The following is a 22,049-nucleotide window of genomic DNA, read 5'->3' as shown; positions in this document are numbered from 1 at the left end:
CGACGGTCAGGCCGGCGAGTAGTGCGTCGGCGAGTCGCGTTCCTCGACAGGGGGTAGGTTACGCGCCGGCGTGTGCACCAGCGGGGCGTTCGCGGGGTCCTTGCCGAGTGCGCGGCGCCAGCCCGCGCGGGCGCGCGGGTGGTAGCGGCGCTCGAACGGCACGAACCGGAACGCGGCGCCGATCGCCTTGCCGACCAGCCGGTGCAGCCGTTCGTCGCGGGCGCTCCAGGTGTAGCCGAGCTTCTTCCGGATGGGCTCGTCGTACATCCCCACGGTGAGCCACACGAAGCCGCGCATCGCGGGCCCGCGCACGGCCCGCCACACCGCGTCCGGCAGCCAGGGCAGCGCGGCCGGCTTGGCGATCTCCTTGATGTCCAGCACGTCGCGCGTGGCCTTGTTGTCCTCCAGCACCTCGCGGCACATGTGGTCCCAGTACTCGCCGAACTCCTCCCACGTCTTCGGCACGGGGCGCATGGACATGTCGTACATCCGGTACCAGCGCACGTGCTCGTCGAACAGCGTCCGCTTCTGCTGTTCGGTGAGCCCGCCCATGAAGTTCTCGGCGATCAGCAGGGTGCTGACGAAGAACGTGGCGTGCGCCCAGTAGAACGTGCCCGGGTTCAGCGCGTGGTAGCGGCGGCCCCGGGAGTCGACTCCCTTGATCGTGTCGTGGTAGCCGCGGACCTCCAGCGCGGTCCGGTGCGCCCGGTCGCCGTCGTAGACCACGCCGCCGATCGGGTAGAGCGACCGGAAGAGCCGTTCCCAGCGCTCATTGAAAAACCGCGAGTGCTCCTCCACGCCCGCCCCCAGTTCGGGGTGCATGTTCTGCATGGAGCCCGCCCACAAGGCGATGAGCAGCCCACGCCAGTCGCCGAAGATCCGCCAGGTCAGCGAGTCGGGGCCCAGTGGCTCGACCTGTGTCATGTCCCACTCCCAAGTGACTACGTGTGTTGTCAGGCTAGGATTGACAACGTTCGTAGTCAATTGAGGGGCGAGGCGATGACCGTCGAGGGCCGCACGTGGGCGGGCACCACGCTGACCGACCGCAGGGCCATGCGGCGCCGCCAGCTGCTCGACGCCGGGCTCGACCTGCTCGGTTCCGGGGGCAGCGGCGCGGTGAGCGTGCGGGCCGTGTGCCGGCAGTCGAAGCTCACCGAGCGGTACTTCTACGAGAACTTCGCCGACCGCGACGAGCTGATCCTCGCCGTGTACGAAGGCGTGGTCCATGACGCCCACCGCACGCTGGTGGAGGCCGTGGACACCGCGGGGCGGGGCGCAGAGGCCAGGGCCGAGGCCGCCGTCACCGCGTTCGTCACCCTCATCCTCGACGACCCGCGCAAGGGCCGCGTGCTGCTGCTCGCCCCGCTCGCCGACCCCGCCCTCAACCGGCGCGGCACCGAGCGCATCCCGATGTTCGCCGAGCTCGTCAGAGAACAACTCTCCGACAAGGTGGACGAGGGCGACCGCGCCATGACCGCGACCGCCCTCGTCGGCGGCCTCGCCAACCTGTTCACCGCCTACCTCGGCGGCAGCCTCGACGTCAGCCGCGAGCGACTGATCGCGCACTGCGTGCGGCTCGTGCTCGGCGCCAACGCACTGCACAGCTGATCACGCGCTCTTGCTCTTCTTCTCCTCGGCCAGCTCCAGTGCGATGCCGATGATCATGTCCTCCTGGCCGCCGACGTAACGGCGCTCCCCCACCCGGTACAGGATCTCGTGAGCCGGCACGCCGTAGCGCTCGGCGGCGCGCTCGGCATGCAGCAGGAAGCTGGAGTACACGCCCGCGAAGCCCTGGACGATCGAGGATCGGTCCATCACGGGCAGGCGCGTGATGTAGGGCTTCACCACGCTCTCGGCCGCGTCCATCAGCACGTCCTTGTCCACACCGGTCTCGACGCCGAGCCGTTCGAACGTCGCCGCCAGGACCTCGGTCGGCGAGTTGCCCGCTCCCGCGCCGAGCGCGAGCAGGGACCCGTCGATCTGCCGGGCTCCAGCCCGGTAGGCGAGCACGGAGTTGGCGACGCCGAAGCTGAGGTTCTGGTGGCCGTGGTAGCCGACCTGGGCCTGGTCTCCGACCTCGGCGACCAGCGCCGCGACGCGGTCGGAGGCGTCCTCCAGGATCAGCGCGCCCGCCGAGTCCACGACGTACACGCACTGGCAGCCCGCGTCGACCATGATGCGGGCCTGCTTCGCGAGAGCCTCCGGCTCGGACATGTGGGCGAGCATCAGGAAGCCGACGGTCTCGAGCCCGAGCCCGCGCGCCTCGGTGAAATGCTGGATCGAGACGTCGGCCTCGGTGCAGTGGGTCGCGATGCGCACCGCTCCGGCGCCGAGATCCGCGGCGGCCTTCATGTCGGTGACCGTGCCGAGGCCGGGCAGCAGCAGCACGGCGATCTTCGCCTGCTTCGCCTCGTCGGCGGCCGCGGCGATCAGCTCCCGCTCGTCGACGAGCGAGAACCCGTAGTTGAACGTCGACCCGCCCAGCCCGTCGCCGTGGGTGACCTCGATGAGCGAGATCCCGGCGTCGTCGAGCGCGCGCACGGTGTCGCGCACGTTCCGTTCGGTGAACTGGTGTGCCATCGCGTGGCTGCCGTCACGCAGCGTCGTGTCGACCAGCCGGACCCGCTCGCTCATGCGCGCACCGCCTTGTTCTCGATGACCCGCCCGGCGAGCAGCTCGCCGACCCGCGCCGCCGCGGCGGTCATGATGTCGAGGTTGCCCGCGTACGTCGGCAGGTAGTCGCCGTTGCCTGCCACCTCCAGGAACACCGCGACCCTGGCCTTGCCGTTCCAGCCGGGCCGGGGGTCGTCGAACTGCGGGTCGGCCTTGAGGGTGTAGCCGGGAACGTAGGCCTGGACCTCGCCGACCCTGCGGTGGATCGACTCGCTGACGGCGTCCCGGTCGGCGTCGGGGTCGATCGCGCAGAACACGGTGTCCCGCATGATCATCGGAGGCTCCACCGGGTTGATGATGATGATCGCCTTGCCCTTGGCGGCCCCGCCGACCTGCTCGATGCCGTGCGCGGTGGTCTCGGTGAACTCGTCGATGTTGGCGCGGGTGCCGGGGCCTGCCGAGCGCGAGGAGACCGACGCGACGATCTCGGCGTAGGACACCGGCGTCACCGAGGAGACCGCGTGCACGATCGGGATCGTGGCCTGGCCGCCGCAGGTGATCATGTTGAGGTTCGGGGCGTCGAGCTGCTCGGGCAGGTTCACCACCGGGCACGTGAACGGGCCGACGGCGGCGGGGGTCAGGTCGATGGCCTGGATCCCCGCCTCGGCGTAGCGCGGCGCGCTCGCCAGGTGGGCCTTCGCCGACGTCGCCTCGAATACGAGGTCGGGCCGCTCGTCCTGAGCCAGCAGCCAGTCGACCCCCTCGGCCGAGGTGCGCACGCCCTGCGCCTCGGCGCGCGTGAGTCCCTCCGACGCCGGGTCGATGCCGACCATGTACCGCACGTCGATCCGCTCGCTGCGCCGCAGCTTGGCGAGCAGGTCGGTGCCGATGTTGCCGGGGCCGACGATCGCGGCCACCGCTCGGGCTTCGCTCATGGCCAAGGACGGTCCTCCACGGCGTGAGGGATTATCAACGTATGTGTCCCGCTGACCGGAACGACTCGGACGCGTCCACCGCTGCGCGGCTGGCGGCGCTGCTGACCGCCTTCTCCCCCGGCGACGACGCGCTGGGGGTGTCCGAGCTGGCGCGCAGGACGGGCCTGCCGAAGTCCAGCGTCCACCGGCTGACGGGGCATCTCGTGACCCAAGGGCTGCTGGAACGGGAAGGCACGGGTGTACGGCTGGCGCTCAAGCTTTTCGAGATCGGCCAGCTCGCCGTGCGCCAGCGGGGCCTGGTGGACGCGGCGCGGCCGTACCTGGAGGACCTGCGGGAGGCAACGCGCAACACGGTGCACCTCGCCGTGCTGGAGGGCACCGAGGTGGTGTACCTCGACATCCTGCGCGGGCCCGACGCGCCCGCGTTGCCCTCGCGCGTCGGCGGCCGGTTCCCCGCGCACGCGACCGCCGTGGGCAAGGCGATACTGGCGTTCTCCCCGAAGTCCACTGTGGACACCGTGCTGGCGGCGGGGTTGCCGCGAGTGAGCGAGCGGACGGTGACGGCGCCGGGCATCCTGCGCAGGCAGCTGGCCAGGGTCCGTGAGGAGGGGCTCGCCTACGACCGCGAGGAGTCCGGTCTCGGCGTGGTGTGCGCGGCGAGCCCCTTGCGCGGTGCCGACGGCACCGCCCGCGCCGCGCTCTCCCTGTCGGGGTGGACGAACCGCCTGCGGCTGGACCGCGTCGCCCCCGCCGTCCGCACGGCGGCGCTGGCCCTGTCGCGCACCCTCCCCTGACGCGCGAGTCCCCCGCTCCAGCCCGCGAGTCCCCCGCTCCAGCCCGCGAGTCCCCCGCTCCAGCCCGCGAGTCCCCCGCTCCAGCCCGCGAGTCCCGCACTCCCGACCGCGAGTCGTGCGCTCCCGCAGCCAGAGACGCGGCGCATCGGCACGCCGCACCCACGCGCGACGCGAGCCACCGGCTCCGAGCGCACAACTCGGCGTCCCGAACGCACGACTCGCGGCTCTGGACGCACGACTCGCGAGCCTCAACGCACGACTCGCGCGGCTTCGAATCGGCAACTCGCGGCCGGGAGCGCGGTACTCGGCGACCCGAGCGGGGAACTCGGCGACCCGAGCGCGGAACTCGGCGACCCGAGCGGGGAACTCGGCGGCCGGAGCGGGGGACTCGCGGGTCAGGCGGCTCCGACCAGGTGCTCGAAGGCCAGCTGTGACAGGGCGGCGAAGCCGTAGCCGCGGCGGCCCGCCGCCTCGGGGTCGAAGTCCTCGAAGGCGGTTCGGTCGGCGCGGAGGTCGGCCGGCGTCTCGCCGGGCGCCAGGGTCGGCGTCGCCAGCTCGGACACCCGCGACGCGGCCAGCGCCTCCTGCACGCGCGGGTCCGCGCGGTACGCCCGCGCCCGCTCCCGCAACAGCAGGTAGCTCCGCATGTTCGCCTCCGCGCTGGCCCACACGCCGTCGGCGTCCTCGGTGCGCAAGGGCTTGTAGTCGAAGTGCCTCGGTCCGTCGTAGCCGCCGTGCTCCAGGAGGTCGACGAGGAAGAACGCCGAGAGCACGTCGCCGTGCCCGAAGATCAGGTCCTGGTCGTAGCGCGGCCCGCGCTGCCCGTTGAGGTCGATGTGGAACAGCTTGCCCTGCCACAGCGCCTGCCCGATGCCGTGCACGAAGTTCAGCCCCGCCATCTGCTCGTGCCCGACCTCGGGGTTCACGCCAACCAGCTCGTGGTGCTCCAGCTGGGAGATGAACGCCAGCGCGTGCCCGATCGTCGGCAGGAAGATGTCGCCGCGCGGCTCGTTCGGCTTCGGCTCCAGCGCCAGCCGCAGCCCGTAGCCCTGGTCAAGCACATACTGGGCAAGCGTGTCGATCCCCTCGCGGTAGCGGTCGTACGCCGCCTTCACGTCCTTCGCCGCGTCCGTCTCCGAGCCCTCCCGGCCGCCCCACAGCACGTACGTCGACGCGCCCAGCTCCGCCGCCAGGTCCATGTTGCGCATGACCTTGCGCAGCGCGTACCGGCGGATGTCGCGGTCGTTGTTGGTGAGGGCACCCTCCTTGAAGACGGGCTGGCCGAACAGGTTCGTCGTCACCATCGGCACGACGAGCCCAGTGTCGTCGAGCGCCGCGCGGAACCGCTTGATGTGCTCCTCCCGCGCGGAATCGGTGCTGCCGAACGGGATCAGATCGTCGTCGTGAAACGTGATGCCCCACGCGCCAAGGTCCGAGAGCTTGTGCACCGCCTCCACCGGGTCGAGCGGCCCGCGCGTGGCGCCGCCGAAGGGGTCGACGGCCTGCCAGCCGACCGTCCAAAGCCCGAAGCTGAACCTGTCCTCGCGACGGGGTTGCACGACCACGATGCCCTCCAGGAGACAGAATAGTTTGGCGACTGAACTTATCGATCGGCGCGTCGCGAGGTCAAGGATTTCGTTCAGTGGGTGAACGATTATGCTCAGCCGATGCCACAGCCCGCAGGCCAGCACACCGTTCGCAGGCACAACTGCGCCCTCGTGCTCGGCGCCATCGCGGAGTCGCCCGACCTGTCCCGGGCCGGTGTCGCCGCGCGCACCGGGCTCACCAAGGCCACCGTGTCCACCCTTGTCGACCGCCTCGCCGCCGCCTCGCTTGTCCGGGAGCAGGGCCCGCAGCACCGCGCGGGGCCGGGCAGGCGCGGCACCTCCCTGTCGCTGTCGCCGGAGGGCCCGCACGGGCTGGGGGTCGAGATCGCCGTCGACTACGTCGCGACGTGCCTGGTCGACCTCACCGGCGAGGTCCGCTGGTCCACGATCTCGCCCTCGGCCAACCGGGACCAGCCCACCAGCCGCGTCCTGACCCGCGCGGCCAAGGCCGTGCGCACCGCACTGGAGGAGTCAGGCAGGCGGGGCGTTGCCGTCGGCGGTGTCGGGGTCGCCGTGCCCGGTCTCGTCGAGGCCTCCACCGGGCTGCTGCGCCGCGCGCCGAACCTCGGCTGGCAGGACGTCGACGTGCCCGCCGAGCTGCGCCGCCGCACCGGGCTGGAGGCGGAGGTGCTGGTCGGCAACGAGGCCAACCTCGCCGCGCTCGCCGAGCTGAGGGCGGGCGGCCACGACGGATTGCGCGACTTCGTGCACGTCTCCGGCGAGATCGGCATCGGCGCCGGAATCGTCCTGAACGGTGAGCTCTACGACGGCACGCGCGGCTTCGGCGGCGAGCTCGGCCACTTCCCGGTGAGCTCACGCGGTCCGCTGTGCTCGTGCGGGGCGAAGGGCTGTCTCGAACGGCTAGCCGGGCAGGACGCGATCCTCGACCGCGCGGGCGCCATCGATCTCGGCACGCTGCTGAGCAGGCTGGAGGACGGCGACCGCAAGGCCGTCGCGGCGGTCCGGGCGGCGGCGCGCCCGCTCGGCTCGGCGCTGTCGGCCGTGCTCAACCTGCTCGACGTGCCCGCCGTCGTGCTCGGCGGCACCTACGCGCGGCTGTTCCCGTGGCTGGGCGAACCTCTGCGCACCGAGCTGAGCGGCCGGGTGCTGAGCGCGCCTTGGCAGCCGATCGGCGTGCTGCGCTCCCCACTCGGCACCGAGGCCGCCGTGCGTGGCGCCGCGACGGCGGCCGTCCACACGATCGTCGCCGACCCCGACACGTTCATCACCGCCGGTGTCCTCCCATAGGCTCCCGCACCACCAGCTCGGTGGGCAGCACGGTCGACGGCGGCAGCTGCTCCTCCCCCGCCGGTACGCTGACCGCCATGCCGAGTGACGAGCTGATCGAGTTCTGGCGGGAGCGCCACCTGGGCACGCTCACGACCCTGCGCGCGGACGGCAGCCCGCACGTCGTGCCGGTGGGCGTGACCGTGGACGAGGCGCTCGAGGTCGCCAGGGTGATCTGCTCCCGAGGCAGCGTGAAGGCCCGCAACGTGCGGACGGCGGGAGCCGGCGGGGCGCGTGTCGCGGTCACCCAGGTCGACGGCAGGCGCTGGTCGACGCTCGAGGGCAGGGCCGTGGTGCGCGACGACCCTGAGTCGGTGCGGGACGCCGAGGCCCGCTACGCCGCGCGCTACCGAACCCCGCGGGTCAACCCGCAGCGGGTGGTCATCGAGATCACCATCGAACGCCGCCTCGGGCTGCGCTGAGCGCCCGGCTCAGCCGAACATCGCGCGCCACTGCTCCAGCGAGCTCGCACGGAACACGAAGTTGTCGCGCCGCACGTCAGACAGCGGCGCCGAGGGCTCGGCCGAGTACAGGTGCCCCGGGTAGACCACCGGGTCGCCGTTGAGCCCGGCGAGCCATTGCAGGCTGCGGAACATCGCGTCGGAGTCACCGCCGGGGAAGTCGGTCCGCCCGCAGCCCTCGAGGAAGAGCGTGTCACCCGCGACGAGCCGCCCGCCGACGAGGAAGCACTGGCTGCCGGGCGTGTGGCCCGGCGTGTGCAGCAGCCGGATGCCGATCGCGCCGACGTCCACCTGGTCGTCGTGGTCGTGCGCCACGAGGTCCGTGCCCGAGACACCGGTGGTGCGCCGCACCCACTCCGACTCGGCCCCGCTCACGTGCACCGGCACCTGCTCCTTCGCGAGCAGCTCAGCCAGCCCTGGCAGCGAGAAGCCCATGAGGTCGCCGCCGACGTGGTCGGGGTGGTGGTGGGTGACGAGCACGCCTGTGAGCCGCATGCCGTCGGCCGCGAGGACGCCGAGGAGGTCGTCGATCGCGTAGGCCGGGTCGACCACCACGGCCTCGCCGGTCTCGCGGTCGCCGATCAGGTAGGCGAAGTTGCGCATCTGCGTGGCGACGCGGTCGCCGACGGCGAAGTCGCGCCCCGCGAGCAGCTGACGGAAGTAGAGCCGGTCGGACATGGGCCGATCGTAGACGGCCTAGAGTGTCGCTCGATGAACGCGACCCGGCACTGGCGTGAGCAGCTGCAGGCGTGGCGGATCCCGGAGGAGGTCCTCGCGCAGGCCGAGGACTCGCCGTGGGTGCTGCCCCGGCACGTCTTCTCCCGGCGGGCCGACGTGCTCGTGGCGGAGCCGGAGGGCGCGTCGTTCCCGGCGGCGTGGCGGGCGCTCGACCCGCCCGGCACCGTGCTCGACGTCGGCGCCGGAGCGGGCGCGGCGAGCCTGCCGCTGGCGGCGCGCAGCACGCTGATCACCGCGGTCGACCAGGACGAGGGGCTGCTCGCGGAGTTCCGCCGTCGCGCGGACGCGCTCGGGGTGGCCGCGCGTGAGGTCCAGGGCGGCTGGCCCGAGGTCGCGACCGGGGTGCCACCCGCCGACGTCGTGGTGTGCCACCACGTGCTCTACAACGTCCCGGACATCGTCCCGTTCCTCACGGCGCTCACCGCGCACGCGCGCAGGCTCGTGGTGGTGGAGCTGGCCGAGGCGCACCCGCTGACCTCGCTCAACGAGCTGTGGCTGCGGTTCCACGGCGTCGTCCGCCCCGAGGGACCCACCGCCGGGGACGCCGTTGCGGTGCTCCGCGAACTGGGGATCGAGCCCGGGGTGTCGCGCTGGCGGCGAGGGCGGTCGGCCTCGGCGGGGCATCCCGACATGGCGACGCTCGCCGACGTCACACGGCGCCGGCTGTGCCTGCCCCGGTCCCGGCAGGAGGAGGTGGCCGAGGCGCTGCGCGAGGCGGGTGTGACGAGTGAGCACGACCTCGGCTCGTCCGGCGACGACATCGTCACCCTCACGTGGACTCCTTGACACGCCACGGATGGATCGGCCGCGGCGGATGCGACAATCCGTGAGCCTGGCCTCCGAGCGAAGGGAGCGCGCGAGTGGTGCGCGCGGTTCTCGCCGTCCTGATCGCCGTCGCCGTACTGGCGACCGGCGTGGCGAGCACGGCGTTCGCGCCGGCCGGGCGGCAGCCCGCGGCCGCGCCGAAGCGCGCCCCACAGGCGCATGAGATCCGCATCATGGTGTCGGGGCCCGACGACACGCTCATGCGCGTCGCGCGCGGCGCGTCCTGGACGCAGGTCGCGTTGCGCGGCAAGCCCTTCGACCACTCGTTCACCGAACCCGCGGGCGGCGACGGCTACCTCGGCATCCGGGTGGCGGCGGCCAGCGCACGCCCGGACGGCACACCGGTGCGGTGCGCGATCCGCGTGGACGGCGTCGTGGTGTCCGAGAAGTCGGCCGTTGAGCGTGACGAAAGCGGGCTCGCCCAGGTCCTGTGCACCATCCCGAGGCCCATCTAGCACCGTCTAGCACACTGCACGGCATGAGCGGAACGATTGTCGTCCTCGGCGGGCGAAGTGAGATCGGCCTCGCGGTGGCCACCAGGCTCGCGGCACAGGGCGCACGGGACTTCGTGCTTGCGGCGCGGCGCAGCGCCGATCTCGACGCCGAGGAGGCGGCGTTGCGGGAGGCGGGCGCCACCACGGTGACCCGCGTCGAGTTCGACGCCGACGACGTCGCCCGGCACGAGGAGGTGCTCGGCGCGATCATGACCGGGCACGGTCCGGTCGAGACCGTGGTGACGGCCTTCGGCATCCTGGGCGACCAGAGCAAGGCCGAGGCGGACGCGGGCCACGCGCTGGCGATCGTGCACACCGACTACACGGCGCACGTGAGCGTGCTGACGCACCTGGCGAACCTGCTGCGCGCGCAGGGCAGCGGCAACCTCGTGGTGTTCTCCTCCGTGGCCGGCATGCGCGTGCGCCGGGCCAACTACGTCTACGGCTCCGCCAAGGCGGGGCTCGACGGGTTCGCGAGCGGCCTGGCCGACGCGCTGCACGGCAGCGGCGTGCGCCTGCTGCTCGTGCGGCCGGGGTTCGTCATCGGGCGGATGACCGAGGGCATGTCGCCCGCGCCGTTCTCGTCCACGCCCGCGCAGGTGGCCGACGCGACGGTCGCCGCCCTGCGCAAGGGCCGCGACGTCGTGTGGGTGCCGGGGATCCTGCGCCTGGCGTTCGGCGTGCTGCGGCTGCTCCCCCGTCCGCTCTGGCGCCGCCTCCCCAGGTGACTCCGTCCGCAGTGAAGGCCACCTTCACTGCGTTCAATCGACACAGCGGCGCGCAGCGTCTCCGTTTGGGTGGCGGGGGGAGACGGGTGGGCGCAGGCAAGGTGGCCTTCACTGCGGTCAGCCGAGAGCTCGGTGCAGGGCGGGTTCCACCGCGGCGGGGTCGGTGAGCACGGCGGCGACGTGGGCGTCCGGGCGGATCACCCACACCTCCCCATCCCCGGCTCCGAACGCGTCGGCGAGCGCGCCCGTGTGGTCGATCGCCGCCAGTTCGAGCACGCGCACGGGCGCGGCGCACGACTTGGCGGCGGCGGCCGCCGCCGCCAAGTCCGCACCGGGTGTGGTGAGCAACAGCAGGCCGTCGCGGGCGAGCTCCCGGAACCGGGTGTCACGCCCCTCGACCCGGACCGGACCGTCGGGCACGATCGTGCCCGGCCCCGCCGGGGGCACCGTGCCGCGCGGCGGCCTGCCCAGGAACGGCCTGCCGGGGCACGGCGTGGTCAGCGGCGAGTCGGCGTACCAGAACGGTTCCGCCAGCCTGCCGGAGTCCACTTCGGACCACGCGGCCCTTTCGGTGACGGCCCGGTCGAGCACCGTCCGCCGGTGCGCGTGCTGCTCTTCGTCCTGCGGCACCAGGAACCGCATCGTGGCGCTGGTGACGTCCAGGTTCTCCAGCGCCGCCGCGTGCCGTTCCGCGTGGTAGGAGTCCAGCAGCGACTCCGGCGCCCAGCCGCGCAGCACGAACGCCAGCTTCCACGCGGCGTTCTCCGCGTCGGCGACCCCGGAGTTGAGCCCGCGCGCCCCGAACGGAGCCACCAGGTGCGCGCAGTCCCCGGCGAGCAGCACCCGTCCGCATCGCATCCGGTCGGTGACCCGCGAGTGGAACCGGTACACCGACTTCCACACGATCTCGTAGTCCCGGTCGCCGATGATGGCCCGGATGCGCCGGTCGAGCCTGCCGTCGGCCTCCTCGGCGGCGAGGTCGTAGTCGCCGGGAACCTGCCAGTCGATGCGAAACGTCGAGCCGGGGCACGGGTGGATGAGCACCTGCCGCCCGGGATTCCACTGTGGATCGAAGTAGAACCGCCGCTCGGTGCTCCAGCCAGGCAGCTCGGTGCGGATGTCGCAGATGAGGAACCGGTCGTCGAAGGAGTGCCCTTCGAACGTGACGCCGAGCAGTGCCCGGACGTCCTCGCCGCGGGCGCCCGCGCACGCGAGCACGTAGGAGGCACGCAGGCTCGCCCCGTTCGCGCACCGCACGTCGACGCCGCCTTCGTTCTGCTCGAGGCCGGTGACGTCATGGCTCCAGCGCACGTCGATCAGCGGCTCGGCGGCGATGCGCTCGTCGAGGATCTGCTCGGTGCGCGCCTGCGAGACGTTGACGAACGGAGGGAAGCACGAGCTGCCGTGGTCGGGCAGCGTGTAGGCGAACAGCTCGCGGTCGCGGTAGAACGTGCGGGCCGTGGTCCACGTGACACCCTCGGCGGCGATGCGCCTGCCCGCGCCGACCGTCTCCCACACGTCCAGCACGTCCCGCTGCTGGCAGATCGCCTTCGACCCGATGGGGTCGCGTTCCGGGCGGCGGTCCAGCAGCACGACCGGGACGCCCCAGCGGGCGAGCAGCAGCGCGGCGGTCTGCCCGACGGGACCGTTCCCGACGACGATGACGGGGTCGGCTGAGCCGATGGTGCTCATCATCAGCCCTGCAGCTGGTCCCAGACCTCGCGGTCGCGCTCAGCGGTCCAGATGACCGGGCGCTCGACCCCGGAGAGCTCGTCCCACAGCCGCGACACGTCGAAGGGCAGGCAGTGCTCGAAGATCGGCCACCGGCCGTAGCGCTCGTGCAGTGCCGCGTGGGCGTTCTCGAACGCCTCCTTGAGCGTGCCGCCGCGCGCGTGCACGGCGCCCACCTCGTCGATCATCACCCGCAGGAAGTGCCGGGTCTGCTCGATCGCCTCGTCCACGGCCTCGCGGCCCCGGCTCACCGCGCCGCGCCCGCCGATCAGCGCCTCCGCGCCGAACTCCTTGACCCGGTCGAGGGTGCCGCCCACCCAGTCGCGATGGAAGGCGTCGCCCGTGTAGAGCGCCGCCTGCGCCTCGACGAGGTCGCCCGCGAACAGGATCCTATGCTTCGGCAGCCAGCCCACGATGTCGCCCTCGGTGTGCCCGCGCCCGCAGTACTGCAGCACGAGGTCGCCGCGGTCGCCGCCGAGCTCGATGGTGAGCCGGTCGGAGAAGGTCAGCGTCGGCCAGGTCAGCCCCGGCACGGAATCGGCCTGCTTGGCGAGCCTCGGCATGCGGCCGAACTCGCTCTCCCAGTCCTCCTTGCCGCGTTCGGCGACGAGCGCGCGGGTGTTCTCGTGCGCCACGATCACCTCGGCGTCGAAGGCGGAGGCCCCGAGCACGCGCACGGCGTGGTAGTGCGAGAGCACGAGGTAGCGCACCGGCTTGTCGGTGTGCTCGCGCAGCTTCGCGAGCCACTCGCCGGCGGCGACGGGCGTGGCCATCGCCTCGAAGCAGACGAGGAAGTCCTCGCCCTCGATCGCTCCCACGTTGGGGTCGCCCTCGGCGGTGAGCGCGTAGACGCCGTCGGCGAGGACCTCGAGCGTCTGCTCCTTCTCCCCCAGGTCCGCCGACGACGCGAAAGCCTTCTGGGACACGGAGCCCCTCCTTTGATCAAAGCTTTGATTATCTGTCCCGGGACAGCGTAACGCCGTTGTCCGCGAAAGGGAAGGGGCTAGCCTGAACGCCATGACCGCGCACCCCGCCGAGCCCGACGAGCTCGACTTCCTGTCGTTCGTGGACTTCGCGGTGGCCAGGACGACCAGCGAGCTCGGCGCCGTGGATCCCGAGGCGATGCGGCTCGTGCTCACGCTGCACCGGCTGACCAGCGCGCTCGTCTATGACCTCGAGTCCGCGGTGCACCGGCCCCGTGGACTGAGCTGGCCCGGCTTCCGGGTGCTGTTCGTGCTGTGGCTCGCGGGGCCGCTGGAGTCCAAGCGAGTCGCGCAGCTGTCGGGGATGAGCCGGGCCGCGGTGTCCGCCCTGGTGAACACGTTGGAGAAGGGCGGGCTCGTTGAGCGGCGCCAGGCCGAGCACGACCGCCGCGCGGTGCTGCTCAGCCTCACCGAGGCCGGGCACGACACGATCACCAAGGACTACCAGGCCCACAACGAGCGTGAGCAGGCGTGGGCCAGCACGCTCAGCCCCGAGGAGCGAACGACCCTGATCGGCCTGCTGCACAAGCTGATGACCGGGTCCGCCGCGGCGGACGCCAAACGCCGTTTCTGACGGCGGGCTCAGCGGCGTCGCATGCTCCTGGCCGCGGCTCCCGCGCCGAACGCGATCAGCAGCATCGTCAGTGCCCAGCGCCGTTTCTTCTCCGTCGGCGTCAGCTCGTCCGTCCGCCCCTGTTCCTCCGGCGGCGGTGGCGGCGCCGCGGCGGGCGGTGGCGCCGGTTCCGGAGGCCGGGGCGGTGGTGGCGCCGGCGCGGGTTCCGGTGGCCGGGGCGGTGACGGTTGGGGCGGCGGCTGGGGCGGCGGCTGGGGCGCCTCCGGCGATGGTGGCGGCCGCTCCGGGGTCGGGGCCGGTGGAGCGGGAAGGCGTGAGGGCGGCGTCGGCTCCGAGGTCGGAGCCGACGGGGCCGGGGGCGGTGGAGGCGGTGGCGGGGCCGGTCGCGGCGTGGTGGGCGGGGGCGCCGGGTCCGGCTCGGGGATCGCGAGGCACGCCGTCGCGTCCGACCCGCGCAGCGCCGGCCCGTCCGACAGCTCGGTGACCTCCCCGGCGCCGTCCAGCGGGACGCGGTACAGCCTGCTGCGGCCACCGGCCACGTTCGCCGTCGCGTAGAGCGCGCCGTCGGGACCGAACGCCACGGCGCCGTACGCGGTGCTCGGCGGCAGCGCTGGCCCCGGCACCACGGACGCGGTGCCGCTGCCCGGGTCGATCCGCACCACGGGGCTGCGCGGGTAGTCCGCCGCGACCCCGTACAGCAGGCCCGTGCGCGGATCGACGTCGATGTCGTCGACCGCGCCGGAGAGGCCCTCCGGGGTCAACGGCACCGCCTCGGCCACGCGGAGGTAGTCCGGGCCGGCCGGATCGATGGCCACTGTGTACAGAACTTCGTCGTCGAGCAGGAACCACCGGTTCCCGCTGACCGCGGCCGCGGTCGGCCGCACCAGCCCGCCGCCCCTCGGCTCGTCCGGCAGCTCCCCGGCGACCGTGAGGTCACCGACGCGGTCGAACGTCACAACGTGAATCCCGGAGACACCGTAGGCCAGTTCCTGCTCGCGGGAGTAGCCGACGGCGTTGACCCGGTCGTCGAGCACGCCGATCGGCGTGACCTCCCCGCCGGGCAGGTCCACGCGGCTCAGTCGCGAGTGATCTGCGGCCCAGCCGGTCTCGACGCGCAGGATCGAGCACGCGAACGCCTGCCCCGGCCGCGCGGGCCCGGCATTGAGAATCAACACCAGCAACACCAGCAACACCAGCGGCAGCGCAGGCGACCACCGGGTGCGCACGCCCTCAGCCCAGCCGCTCGCGCGCGAGCTCGAACGCGTCCGGCCCGAGCTTCGCGTCGTCGCCGAAGGGGTTCTGCAGCTGGTAGATCGCGAACAGCAGCAGCATGATCATGCCGGCGAGCGTGGTCACGAGGATCATGTGCGTCCACAGCCGGGTACCGCCGAACAAGTTCGACAGCACCACCGTGATGAAGCTGCCGAGCGCCAGCACGAACCACACGACCGGCCCGAGCCCGCGGTCTGCCGACTCGGCGACCCTCGCCTCCCGTTGCTCGTAGAGCGTCACCAGCTGCGTCTGCGCCTCGGCCTTGCGCCCGGACTCCCACTCGTCGCCGGTGTCGATGCGGGCGTCGGCGATCGCGACGCGCATCCGGTCGAGTTGTGTCCACCCCGGACCGGTCACCTCCTGTTCCGCCTGCAGCTGCGGCCATTCCCGTTCGATCACCGTCTCCGCGTACTCGCGACTGAGCCGGAGCACCTCGGAGCGGGCCGGTTCGGGCAGCGCGTCGGCCGCCCACGCCGTGGCCACCAAGCTGTGCGCCTCACTGCTCGCGCCGTCACCGGCCTGCGTGACGCCGTCGAAAAGGGAGATCAGCACGAAGGACACGAGCACCGCCTGTAGCCCGCCGACGATCGTGAACACCTGCCCGGCCGCCTCATTGTTGTCCGGACGCCCCTCGTCGAGCCCGACCCGGCGCACCAGGAAAGCGATTCCCGCGCCCAGCGCCACGGCGCCGGCAACCCACAGCAGACCGGTCACGTAGACATTCAACGGGGATTTCCTTCCGCATCGGAAAGCGATATCCGCAGGTTAATGACAGCCGTCGGCGAGCACAAGGAGAAAATGGGAATACTCGTAAGGTGATGGACCGGTGCCGCCGAACCGGCGACGCACGCGGCGGCATCGGGCCCGAACGGGGCACACCGGCGGCCGCCCTCACCCGGGGTGACAAGTGCGCGCCCAAACCCTTTTGGAGCAACGGAATTACGCAGAGTCCACCGAGTCCCCCCCGGCCGGCGCAGCCTCCCGGCATCGGGGGAGCACGACACGCCGCGCCTGCACCTGCGGCTCTACCCTGCCCAGTACCGCAAGCCTGCGAATCGAGTGAGAATTGCCCTCAATTCGAATTGATTCATTCGTGGCGGCGGGCATCGGCACCTTCGGGCGACTGTACGGTCGTCGCCGACCGCTGCTAGTGTCCATTCCATCGGCATTCGCCCCAGATATTCACGCCGGTTGCGGACCTGTCCTTGCCGCAGCCTTTCTCGAAAAAGCACACAGAAATGGTGGTGTGAATTGTGACGGTGACAGACCCCGCGACAGGCACCGAGCAGCAGAACCCGCTGAGCCTTGGCACGGCGGCGGCGCGCAACCTGGCGACCACGACCAAGACCCAGCCGCAGATGCAGAGCATCTCCTCGCGCTGGCTGATCCGCCTCCTGCCGTGGGTCCAGGCCTCCGGCGGCACCTACCGCGTCAACCGGCGGCTCACGTGCGTGGTCGGCAACAAGCGGGTGACCTTCACCGGCTCGGACACCGACCTGCGCGTGGTCCCGCCCGAGCTGCGGGAGTTCGCCGTGCTGCGCGAGTTCCCCGACACCGCGGTGCTCGACGCGCTCGCCGACCGGTTCGAGCAGCGCGAATACCAGCCGGGCGACGTGCTCGCCGAGTTCGGCGACCGTGCGGACGAGGTGGCGCTGATCGCCCACGGCAAGGTGAACAAGATCGGCCCCGGCGAGTACGGCGACCACGTGGTGCTCGACGTGCTCGCCGGCGGCGAGTACTTCGGCGACGAGAGCCTGGCCGAACCGGACGCGCTGTGGGAGTACACGGCCAAGGCGGTCACCACGTGCACGGCACTCGTGCTACCGCACCGGGCGTTCGAGGAGGTCCTCCAACACTCGCCCGAGCTGCGCGCGCACGTGGACCAGGTGCGCAGCAGCCCGCAGGCCGCGGCCAACGACCACGGCGAGGCGGCGGTGGAGGTCACGTCCGGACACGAGGGCGAGGTCGCGCTGACCGGGACGTTCGTCGACTACGAGCTGCACCCGCGCGAATACGAGCTGAGCGTCGCTCAGACCGTGCTGCGCATGCACACGCGCGTCTCCGACCTCTACAACCAGCCGATGAGCCAGCTGGAGCAGCAGCTGCGGCTCACCATCGAGGCACTGCGTGAGCGGCAGGAGAACGAGCTGGTCAACAACCCGGGCTTCGGGCTGCTGCACAACGCCGACCTCGGCATGCGCAAGCCGACCCGGAACGGGCCGCCGACGCCCGACGACCTCGACGACCTGCTCGCGCTGGTCTGGAAGGAGCCCTCGTTCTTCCTCGCGCACCCGCGCGCGATCGCCGCGTTCGGCAGGGAGTGCAGCCGCCGGGGCATCTATCCGTCCAGTGTGGACGTCGGCGGGCACAGCGTGCCGGCGTGGCGCGGCGTGCCGATCTTCCCGTGCAACAAGATCCCGGTGAGCCGCACGCGCACCAGCTCCATCATGCTCATGCGCACCGGCGAGGAGCGGCAGGGCGTCGTCGGGCTGCACCAGACCGGCATCCCCGACGAGTACCAGCCCGGGCTCTCAGTGCGGTTCATGGGCATCAACGACAAGGCCATCACGTCCTATCTCGTCACGGCCTACTACTCGGCGGCCGTGCTGGTGCCCGACGCGCTCGGCGTCCTCGACGACGCCGAGCTCGGCAGGGAGAGCTGACCACACCGACCCCAGGAGGTTTCCGGTGACCGTCACCGAAGAGGCCGTCGAGACCGCACCGAGGCAGAGCCTCGCCCCCGACGCCGCGCGCAACCTCGCCACCACCACGAAGACCGTCCCCCAGATGCAGGGCGTCTCGCCACGCTGGCTGTTGCGCGTGCTGCCGTGGGTCGAGGCCTCCGGCGGCGCGTACCGGGTCAACCGGCGGCTCACCTATGCACTCGGCGACGGCAGGGTCACGTGCGTCAACACCGGCTCCGAGGTGTCGGTGATCGCGGCCGAGCTGAGGGAGCTGCCGCCGCTGCGCGGCTTCGCCGACGAGGAGGTGCTCACCGCGCTGGCCGGCCGGTTCGAGCAGCGCGAGTACGAGCCCGGCGAGGTGATCGTCGAGTTCGGACACGCGGCCGACGAGGTCGTGGTGCTCGCCCACGGAAAGGTGAACAAGATCGGCACTGGCGAGTACGGCGGTGACACCGTGCTCGACGTGCTGGGCGACGGCCGGTTCGTCGGCGAGCAGGTGCTGCTCGACGCGCACGCGATCTGGGACTTCACCATCAAGGCCGTCACCCCGTGCACGGTGCTGACCCTGCCGAGGCGGGCCGTCGAGGAGGTCGCGGACGGCGCCGGGGGCCTGCGGGCCCACCTCGACGGGGTGCGGGCGGAGGTGCGGCCCGCCCACAACAAGCAGGGTGAGGCGGCCATCGAGCTGGCCTCTGGGCACACCGGCGAATCCGCGGTGCCCGGCACGTTCGCCGACTACGAGACCACGCCGCGCGAGTACGAGCTGGCCGTGGCACAGACCGTGCTGCGCGTCCACAGCCGCGTCGCCGACCTCTACAACCAGCCGATGAACCAGCTGGAGCAGCAGCTTCGGCTCACCGTCGAGGCACTGCGCGAGCGGCAGGAGAACGACCTGGTCAACAACCCGGACTTCGGGCTGCTGCACAACGCCGATCTTCGCCAGCGCCTCCACACCCGCACCGGCCCGCCGACCCCGGACGACCTGGACGAGCTGCTCAGCAGGCGCCGCAAGTCGGAGTTCTTCCTCGCCCACCCCCGCACCATCGCGGCGTTCGGCCGGGAATGCACCCGGCTCGGCGTCTACCCGCAGACGGTGCAGGTGGAGTCGGCGACCGCGGTCGCATGGCGGGGCGTGCCGATCCTGCCGTGCGACAAGATCCCCATCTCCCGCACGGGCACCAGCTCGATCATCGTCATGCGCACCGGCGCCGACGAGCAGGGCGTGGTTGGACTGCACCAGACCGGCATCCCCGACGAGTACCGGCCCGGGCTCTCGGTGAGGTTCATGGGCATCGACGACCGGGCGATCCTCTCCTACCTCGTCAGCGCTTACTACTCGGCGGCGATCCTCGTCCCCGACGCGCTCGGCGTGCTGGAGAACGTCGAGATCGGACGGTGAGCGGAGATGTCCACAACCGAAGCGGCGCCGGGAATCCGTTCGGCGAAAGAGGTTCTCGGCTACGCGAAGTCCATCGTGGACCCCGCGTTGCGCACCGTGCTCGGCGGGCTGCCAGGGCCGATGCGCCACATCGGCGGCTACCACCTCGGCTGGTGGGACGAGCACGGCAGCGACACCGGCGGCTCCGGCGGCAAGGCGCTGCGTCCGGCGCTGGTGCTGCTGGCCGCGGAGGCCGTCGGCGGCAGGGCGGGCCGAGCCGTGCCCGGCGCGGTCGCCGTGGAGCTGGTGCACAACTTCTCACTGCTGCACGACGACGTGATGGACGGCGATGTGACCCGCAGGCACCGGGCCACGGCGTGGAGCGTCTTCGGCGCCGGTCCGGCGATCCTGGCCGGTGACTCGCTGCTGGCGCTGGCCTTCGACGCGCTCACCGAGGGCGGCGCGGGCGCCACCGCCGTGCGGACGCTGCACGCGGCCGTGCAGGACCTGATGGACGGCCAGCACGCGGACCTGGAGTTCGAGCGGCGCACCGACGTCACCCTGCCCGAGTGCGTCCGCATGGCCGAACGGAAGACGGGCGCGCTGCTGGGCTGCGCGTGCGCGCTCGGCGCGCTCGCCGGCGGGGCGGGTCCCGAGCAGGTCCTGCTGCTGCGCCGCTTCGGTGAGCGGCTCGGCCTCGCGTTCCAGCTGGTCGACGACCTGCTGGGGATCTGGGGCACGGAGTCGGTCACCGGCAAGCCGGCCTTCTCGGACCTGCGCAACCACAAGAAGTCCCTGCCGGTGGTGGCCGCGCTGACCTCTGGCACCCCGGCCGGCCGCGAGCTGGCCCGCCTCTACCTGCGCGAGGAACCGCTGGAAGGTGACGACCTGACCCGTGCGGCCGAGCTCATCGCCACCGCGGGCGGGCGGGGCTGGACCCAAGCCCGTGCCGACGCCCTGCTGGAGCAGGCCTGGCGCGACCTGACCTCCGCGGGCGTCGTGCCGAGGGCGACGGCCGAGCTCGGCGCGCTCGCCCGGCTCGTGACCCGCCGCGACCACTGAGCCCGCACCGACCGCGCACGACAGCAAGGAGCACGACGCGATGCCGTTCACCGCAGCGCAAAGCATCATGGCCGCGAACCGGCCAGGGCGCCCCGGCGCCGACGGGGTGCTCGTCGCCGACGAGCTGCTCACCCCTGGAGCCCCGCCGATCCCCTGCCCCGCCGCCGTCCTGCTCGCGGGTGAGCTGCGCCGCCGGGGCGTGCCACCGGTGCGCGGCAGGCTCCGGGCCGACAGCGCGCCCGGCCGCGGCGACAACGGGCTCACGCTGTGCGCCGTCCTGCCGGGGCGGGACGGCCCCTCGGGGCTGGGCCTGGCCGCGGCGGGCCAGGACGACGGCGTGCCGCCGGACGTGGTCACGGCGGCGGGCTCGGCGATGGCGTCGTGCCTGTCCGCCGCCGGGCCCCGCACGGTGCTGCTGGCCTCGCCGCGCTCGTTCTGCGCCGGGGTGGAGCGGGCGATCGAGATCGTCGAGAGAGTGCTCGACCAGCGCGGCGCGCCGGTGTACGTGCGCAAGCAGATCGTGCACAACAGCCACGTCGTGCGCGGGCTGGAGCAACGGGGCGCGGTCTTCGTCGACGAGCTCGACGCGGTGCCCGACGGCGCGACGGTGGTGTTCTCCGCCCACGGCGTGTCCCCCGCCGTCCACGCTCAGGCCGCGCACAAGGGCCTCGACGTCATCGACGCGACGTGCCCGCTCGTGACGAAGGTGCACGCGGAGGCCCGCCGGTTCGCCGCCAGGGGGGACACGGTGGTGCTCATCGGGCACGAGGGGCACGAGGAGGTGGAGGGCACGCTCGGCGAGGCGCCCGCCCGCACGGTGCTGGTCCAGAACGCCGACGAGGTCGCGGGGCTGGAAGTGGAGGACCCGGAGCGGGTGTCGTACCTGACGCAGACGACGCTCGCCGTCGACGAGACGGCCGAGGTCGTCGACGCACTGCGGGAGCGCTTCCCCGCGCTGCGGGGCCCGGCGTCCGACGACATCTGCTACGCCACCACCAACCGCCAGCACGCCCTGTCCGCCATCGCCGGGGAGTCCGACCTGGTGCTGGTGGTCGGCTCCGGCAACTCCTCGAACTCGGCGCGGCTGGTGGAGCTGGCGCGCCGAGCCGGCACCGAGGCGCACCTCGTCGACGACGCCGGGGACATCGAGGCGGGCTGGCTCGCCGGGGCGGGCGTGGTGGGACTGACGGCGGGCGCCTCGGCGCCGCCCCGGCTGGTCTCGGCCGTGATCGCGGCGCTCGGCGGGCTCGGGCCCGTGACCGTCACCGAACGCGAGATCACCAGGGAGACCGTCCATTTCGCCCTCCCGTCGGCCGTCGCCCGTCGCTGACAAACCAGCGGGTCCAACGGCCCTACCGGAGCGGGCACGCGCGCAGCACCGTGAGTCGTGATCTTCGACCACAGGGGCTGTGCGTGATGTTGGACTCGTTCGGTCTCGAGGTGCTCCATCGCGACGAGTGCATCACGCTGCTCGGCGCGGTACACCTCGGGCGCGTGGTGTTCACCAGCCGGGGGCTGCCCGCCGTGCAGCCCGTGCGGTTCGCGGTGCGCGGTGAGGCCGTGCTGTGCGGCGCTCCCGTCGGCAGCGCCCTGTTCGCCGCCGCGAACGACAGCGTCCTCGCCTTCGAGGCCGAGGCCTTCTCCCCCGACCTCACCAGCGGCTGGTTCGTCACGGTGCTGGGCAGGGCGGGCGAACTGCGCGACGAGTACGTGGAAGCGGGCCTGCCGGAGCTGAGCTGGCGGCCCGGCCCCGACGACCGGCATCTGCGCATCCCGGTCGAGGTCATCTCGGGGCGCAGGCTCGGCTGACCCGGCGTTTTTCCCGGTTCCGGGCGGGCGCGGGCGCGCCTAGACTCGGGCGAGCACCCGCGCCGGCCAAGTTG

The 22,049-nt window shown here is 72.3% G+C and carries 22 protein-coding genes; 13 read left to right on the top strand and 9 right to left on the bottom strand.

The annotated features are described in order from the left end of the window. Positions 1 to 6: 6 nt before the first annotated feature. Positions 7 to 924, bottom strand: coding sequence for an oxygenase MpaB family protein (locus DI005_RS05440; RefSeq protein ID WP_112268959.1), 918 nt, complete (start codon positions 922 to 924; stop codon positions 7 to 9). Positions 925 to 999: 75 nt separating this feature from the next. On the opposite strand from DI005_RS05440, the gene DI005_RS05435 reads away from it, so the two are divergent. After that, positions 1,000 to 1,608: a TetR/AcrR family transcriptional regulator gene (locus tag DI005_RS05435; protein ID WP_112268957.1), complete on the top strand. Its 609-nt coding sequence runs from the start codon at positions 1,000 to 1,002 to the stop codon at positions 1,606 to 1,608. Here the strand turns inward: DI005_RS05435 and dmpG are convergent, their stop codons facing one another. Continuing rightward, entirely contained in the window at positions 1,609 to 2,634 is a 1,026-nt protein-coding gene (gene dmpG / locus DI005_RS05430) for a 4-hydroxy-2-oxovalerate aldolase (RefSeq protein WP_113641417.1), read from the bottom strand. It abuts the gene before it with no gap. Beyond that, complete coding sequence (locus tag DI005_RS05425; protein ID WP_112268953.1) at positions 2,631 to 3,548, bottom strand: acetaldehyde dehydrogenase (acetylating); 918 nt, start codon at positions 3,546 to 3,548, stop codon at positions 2,631 to 2,633. The genes dmpG and DI005_RS05425 overlap by 4 nt, the downstream gene beginning before the upstream one ends. Positions 3,549 to 3,589: 41 nt before the next feature. On the opposite strand from DI005_RS05425, the gene DI005_RS05420 reads away from it, so the two are divergent. Then, the gene (locus DI005_RS05420; RefSeq protein ID WP_112268951.1) at positions 3,590 to 4,342 is read left to right on the top strand and encodes an IclR family transcriptional regulator; all 753 of its coding nucleotides are present in this window, start codon (positions 3,590 to 3,592) and stop codon (positions 4,340 to 4,342) included. 395 nt (positions 4,343 to 4,737) lie between these two features. On the opposite strand, the gene xylA is transcribed toward DI005_RS05420, so the two are convergent. Next, positions 4,738 to 5,907, bottom strand: coding sequence for a xylose isomerase (gene xylA, locus DI005_RS05410; protein WP_113641416.1), 1,170 nt, complete (start codon positions 5,905 to 5,907; stop codon positions 4,738 to 4,740). Positions 5,908 to 6,009: 102 nt separating this feature from the next. Here xylA and DI005_RS05405 point away from each other — a divergent pair, with 102 nt between their 5' ends. Then, positions 6,010 to 7,197: an ROK family transcriptional regulator gene (locus DI005_RS05405; RefSeq protein ID WP_113641415.1), complete on the top strand. Its 1,188-nt coding sequence runs from the start codon at positions 6,010 to 6,012 to the stop codon at positions 7,195 to 7,197. Positions 7,198 to 7,274: 77 nt separating this feature from the next. Beyond that, on the top strand, positions 7,275 to 7,658 hold the full coding sequence (locus tag DI005_RS05400; RefSeq protein ID WP_113641482.1) for a TIGR03618 family F420-dependent PPOX class oxidoreductase: 384 nt from the start codon (positions 7,275 to 7,277) through the stop codon (positions 7,656 to 7,658). Positions 7,659 to 7,667: 9 nt separating this feature from the next. Here DI005_RS05400 and DI005_RS05395 read toward each other — a convergent pair whose 3' ends face one another. Beyond that, positions 7,668 to 8,375, bottom strand: coding sequence for an MBL fold metallo-hydrolase (locus DI005_RS05395; RefSeq protein ID WP_113641414.1), 708 nt, complete (start codon positions 8,373 to 8,375; stop codon positions 7,668 to 7,670). A gap of 33 nt (positions 8,376 to 8,408) precedes the next feature. On the opposite strand from DI005_RS05395, the gene DI005_RS05390 reads away from it, so the two are divergent. From DI005_RS05390 to DI005_RS05380, 3 genes are all read left to right on the top strand, one after another. Beyond that, entirely contained in the window at positions 8,409 to 9,221 is an 813-nt protein-coding gene (locus DI005_RS05390) for a bifunctional 2-polyprenyl-6-hydroxyphenol methylase/3-demethylubiquinol 3-O-methyltransferase UbiG (RefSeq protein ID WP_113641413.1), read from the top strand. A 74-nt stretch (positions 9,222 to 9,295) separates the two neighbouring features. Further along, on the top strand, positions 9,296 to 9,715 hold the full coding sequence (locus DI005_RS05385; protein ID WP_112268942.1) for a hypothetical protein: 420 nt from the start codon (positions 9,296 to 9,298) through the stop codon (positions 9,713 to 9,715). A gap of 23 nt (positions 9,716 to 9,738) precedes the next feature. Then, positions 9,739 to 10,482 (top strand): SDR family NAD(P)-dependent oxidoreductase, encoded by a 744-nt coding sequence (locus DI005_RS05380; RefSeq protein ID WP_113641412.1) that lies wholly within the window; start codon positions 9,739 to 9,741, stop codon positions 10,480 to 10,482. A gap of 117 nt (positions 10,483 to 10,599) precedes the next feature. Here the strand turns inward: DI005_RS05380 and DI005_RS05375 are convergent, their stop codons facing one another. Together DI005_RS05375 and DI005_RS05370 are read right to left on the bottom strand one after the other, a co-directional pair. Continuing rightward, positions 10,600 to 12,177, bottom strand: coding sequence for an FAD-dependent monooxygenase (locus DI005_RS05375; RefSeq protein WP_233520002.1), 1,578 nt, complete (start codon positions 12,175 to 12,177; stop codon positions 10,600 to 10,602). Then, positions 12,177 to 13,139, bottom strand: coding sequence for an MBL fold metallo-hydrolase (locus DI005_RS05370; protein WP_113641410.1), 963 nt, complete (start codon positions 13,137 to 13,139; stop codon positions 12,177 to 12,179). Before DI005_RS05370 ends, DI005_RS05375 begins: the two co-directional genes overlap by 1 nt. 91 nt (positions 13,140 to 13,230) lie before the next feature. Between DI005_RS05370 and DI005_RS05365 the strand changes: the two genes are divergently transcribed. Beyond that, entirely contained in the window at positions 13,231 to 13,770 is a 540-nt protein-coding gene (locus DI005_RS05365) for a MarR family winged helix-turn-helix transcriptional regulator (protein WP_112268934.1), read from the top strand. An 8-nt stretch (positions 13,771 to 13,778) separates the two neighbouring features. On the opposite strand, the gene DI005_RS37880 is transcribed toward DI005_RS05365, so the two are convergent. Together DI005_RS37880 and DI005_RS05355 are read right to left on the bottom strand one after the other, a co-directional pair. Beyond that, positions 13,779 to 14,996: a hypothetical protein gene (locus DI005_RS37880; protein ID WP_233520001.1), complete on the bottom strand. Its 1,218-nt coding sequence runs from the start codon at positions 14,994 to 14,996 to the stop codon at positions 13,779 to 13,781. A gap of 4 nt (positions 14,997 to 15,000) precedes the next feature. Beyond that, positions 15,001 to 15,768 carry a DUF4239 domain-containing protein gene (locus DI005_RS05355; RefSeq protein WP_113641409.1) on the bottom strand — a complete coding sequence of 256 codons (768 nt, stop codon included), beginning with the start codon at positions 15,766 to 15,768 and terminating at the stop codon, positions 15,001 to 15,003. 527 nt (positions 15,769 to 16,295) lie between these two features. Here DI005_RS05355 and DI005_RS05350 point away from each other — a divergent pair. The 5 genes from DI005_RS05350 to DI005_RS05330 all read left to right on the top strand — a co-directional run bounded on the left by DI005_RS05350 (position 16,296) and on the right by DI005_RS05330 (position 21,975). Then, positions 16,296 to 17,705, top strand: coding sequence for a family 2B encapsulin nanocompartment shell protein (locus tag DI005_RS05350; protein ID WP_113641408.1), 1,410 nt, complete (start codon positions 16,296 to 16,298; stop codon positions 17,703 to 17,705). 25 nt (positions 17,706 to 17,730) lie between these two features. After that, positions 17,731 to 19,125 carry a family 2B encapsulin nanocompartment shell protein gene (locus DI005_RS05345; RefSeq protein WP_233520000.1) on the top strand — a complete coding sequence of 465 codons (1,395 nt, stop codon included), beginning with the start codon at positions 17,731 to 17,733 and terminating at the stop codon, positions 19,123 to 19,125. 6 nt (positions 19,126 to 19,131) lie between these two features. Then, positions 19,132 to 20,166 carry a family 2 encapsulin nanocompartment cargo protein polyprenyl transferase gene (locus DI005_RS05340; RefSeq protein ID WP_113641407.1) on the top strand — a complete coding sequence of 345 codons (1,035 nt, stop codon included), beginning with the start codon at positions 19,132 to 19,134 and terminating at the stop codon, positions 20,164 to 20,166. Between the two features lie 40 nt (positions 20,167 to 20,206). After that, on the top strand, positions 20,207 to 21,496 hold the full coding sequence (gene ispH / locus DI005_RS05335; protein ID WP_113641406.1) for a 4-hydroxy-3-methylbut-2-enyl diphosphate reductase: 1,290 nt from the start codon (positions 20,207 to 20,209) through the stop codon (positions 21,494 to 21,496). Positions 21,497 to 21,582: 86 nt separating this feature from the next. Beyond that, on the top strand, positions 21,583 to 21,975 hold the full coding sequence (locus tag DI005_RS05330; protein ID WP_112268932.1) for a pyridoxamine 5'-phosphate oxidase family protein: 393 nt from the start codon (positions 21,583 to 21,585) through the stop codon (positions 21,973 to 21,975). The last annotated feature ends 74 nt before the right edge of the window (positions 21,976 to 22,049 follow it).

It is taken from the genome of Prauserella sp. PE36 (assembly GCF_003311655.1).
GTDB lineage: Bacteria > Actinomycetota > Actinomycetes > Mycobacteriales > Pseudonocardiaceae > Prauserella_A > Prauserella_A endophytica.
This window is presented reverse-complemented; position numbering and strand designations above follow the sequence as displayed.

Coding starts and splice junctions, on each gene's coding strand:
- DI005_RS05395 (WP_113641414.1), bottom strand. CDS start 8,375: ATGTCCGACCGGCTCTACTTCCGTCAGCTGCTCGCGGGGCGCGACTTC.
- ispH (WP_113641406.1), top strand. CDS start 20,207: ATGCCGTTCACCGCAGCGCAAAGCATCATGGCCGCGAACCGGCCAGGG.
- DI005_RS05400 (WP_113641482.1), top strand. CDS start 7,275: ATGCCGAGTGACGAGCTGATCGAGTTCTGGCGGGAGCGCCACCTGGGC.
- DI005_RS05435 (WP_112268957.1), top strand. CDS start 1,000: ATGACCGTCGAGGGCCGCACGTGGGCGGGCACCACGCTGACCGACCGC.
- DI005_RS05420 (WP_112268951.1), top strand. CDS start 3,590: ATGTGTCCCGCTGACCGGAACGACTCGGACGCGTCCACCGCTGCGCGG.
- dmpG (WP_113641417.1), bottom strand. CDS start 2,634: ATGAGCGAGCGGGTCCGGCTGGTCGACACGACGCTGCGTGACGGCAGC.
- DI005_RS05405 (WP_113641415.1), top strand. CDS start 6,010: ATGCCACAGCCCGCAGGCCAGCACACCGTTCGCAGGCACAACTGCGCC.
- DI005_RS05340 (WP_113641407.1), top strand. CDS start 19,132: ATGTCCACAACCGAAGCGGCGCCGGGAATCCGTTCGGCGAAAGAGGTT.
- DI005_RS05380 (WP_113641412.1), top strand. CDS start 9,739: ATGAGCGGAACGATTGTCGTCCTCGGCGGGCGAAGTGAGATCGGCCTC.
- DI005_RS05390 (WP_113641413.1), top strand. CDS start 8,409: ATGAACGCGACCCGGCACTGGCGTGAGCAGCTGCAGGCGTGGCGGATC.
- DI005_RS05365 (WP_112268934.1), top strand. CDS start 13,231: ATGACCGCGCACCCCGCCGAGCCCGACGAGCTCGACTTCCTGTCGTTC.
- DI005_RS05375 (WP_233520002.1), bottom strand. CDS start 12,177: ATGATGAGCACCATCGGCTCAGCCGACCCCGTCATCGTCGTCGGGAAC.
- DI005_RS05440 (WP_112268959.1), bottom strand. CDS start 924: ATGACACAGGTCGAGCCACTGGGCCCCGACTCGCTGACCTGGCGGATC.
- DI005_RS05330 (WP_112268932.1), top strand. CDS start 21,583: ATGTTGGACTCGTTCGGTCTCGAGGTGCTCCATCGCGACGAGTGCATC.
- DI005_RS05425 (WP_112268953.1), bottom strand. CDS start 3,548: ATGAGCGAAGCCCGAGCGGTGGCCGCGATCGTCGGCCCCGGCAACATC.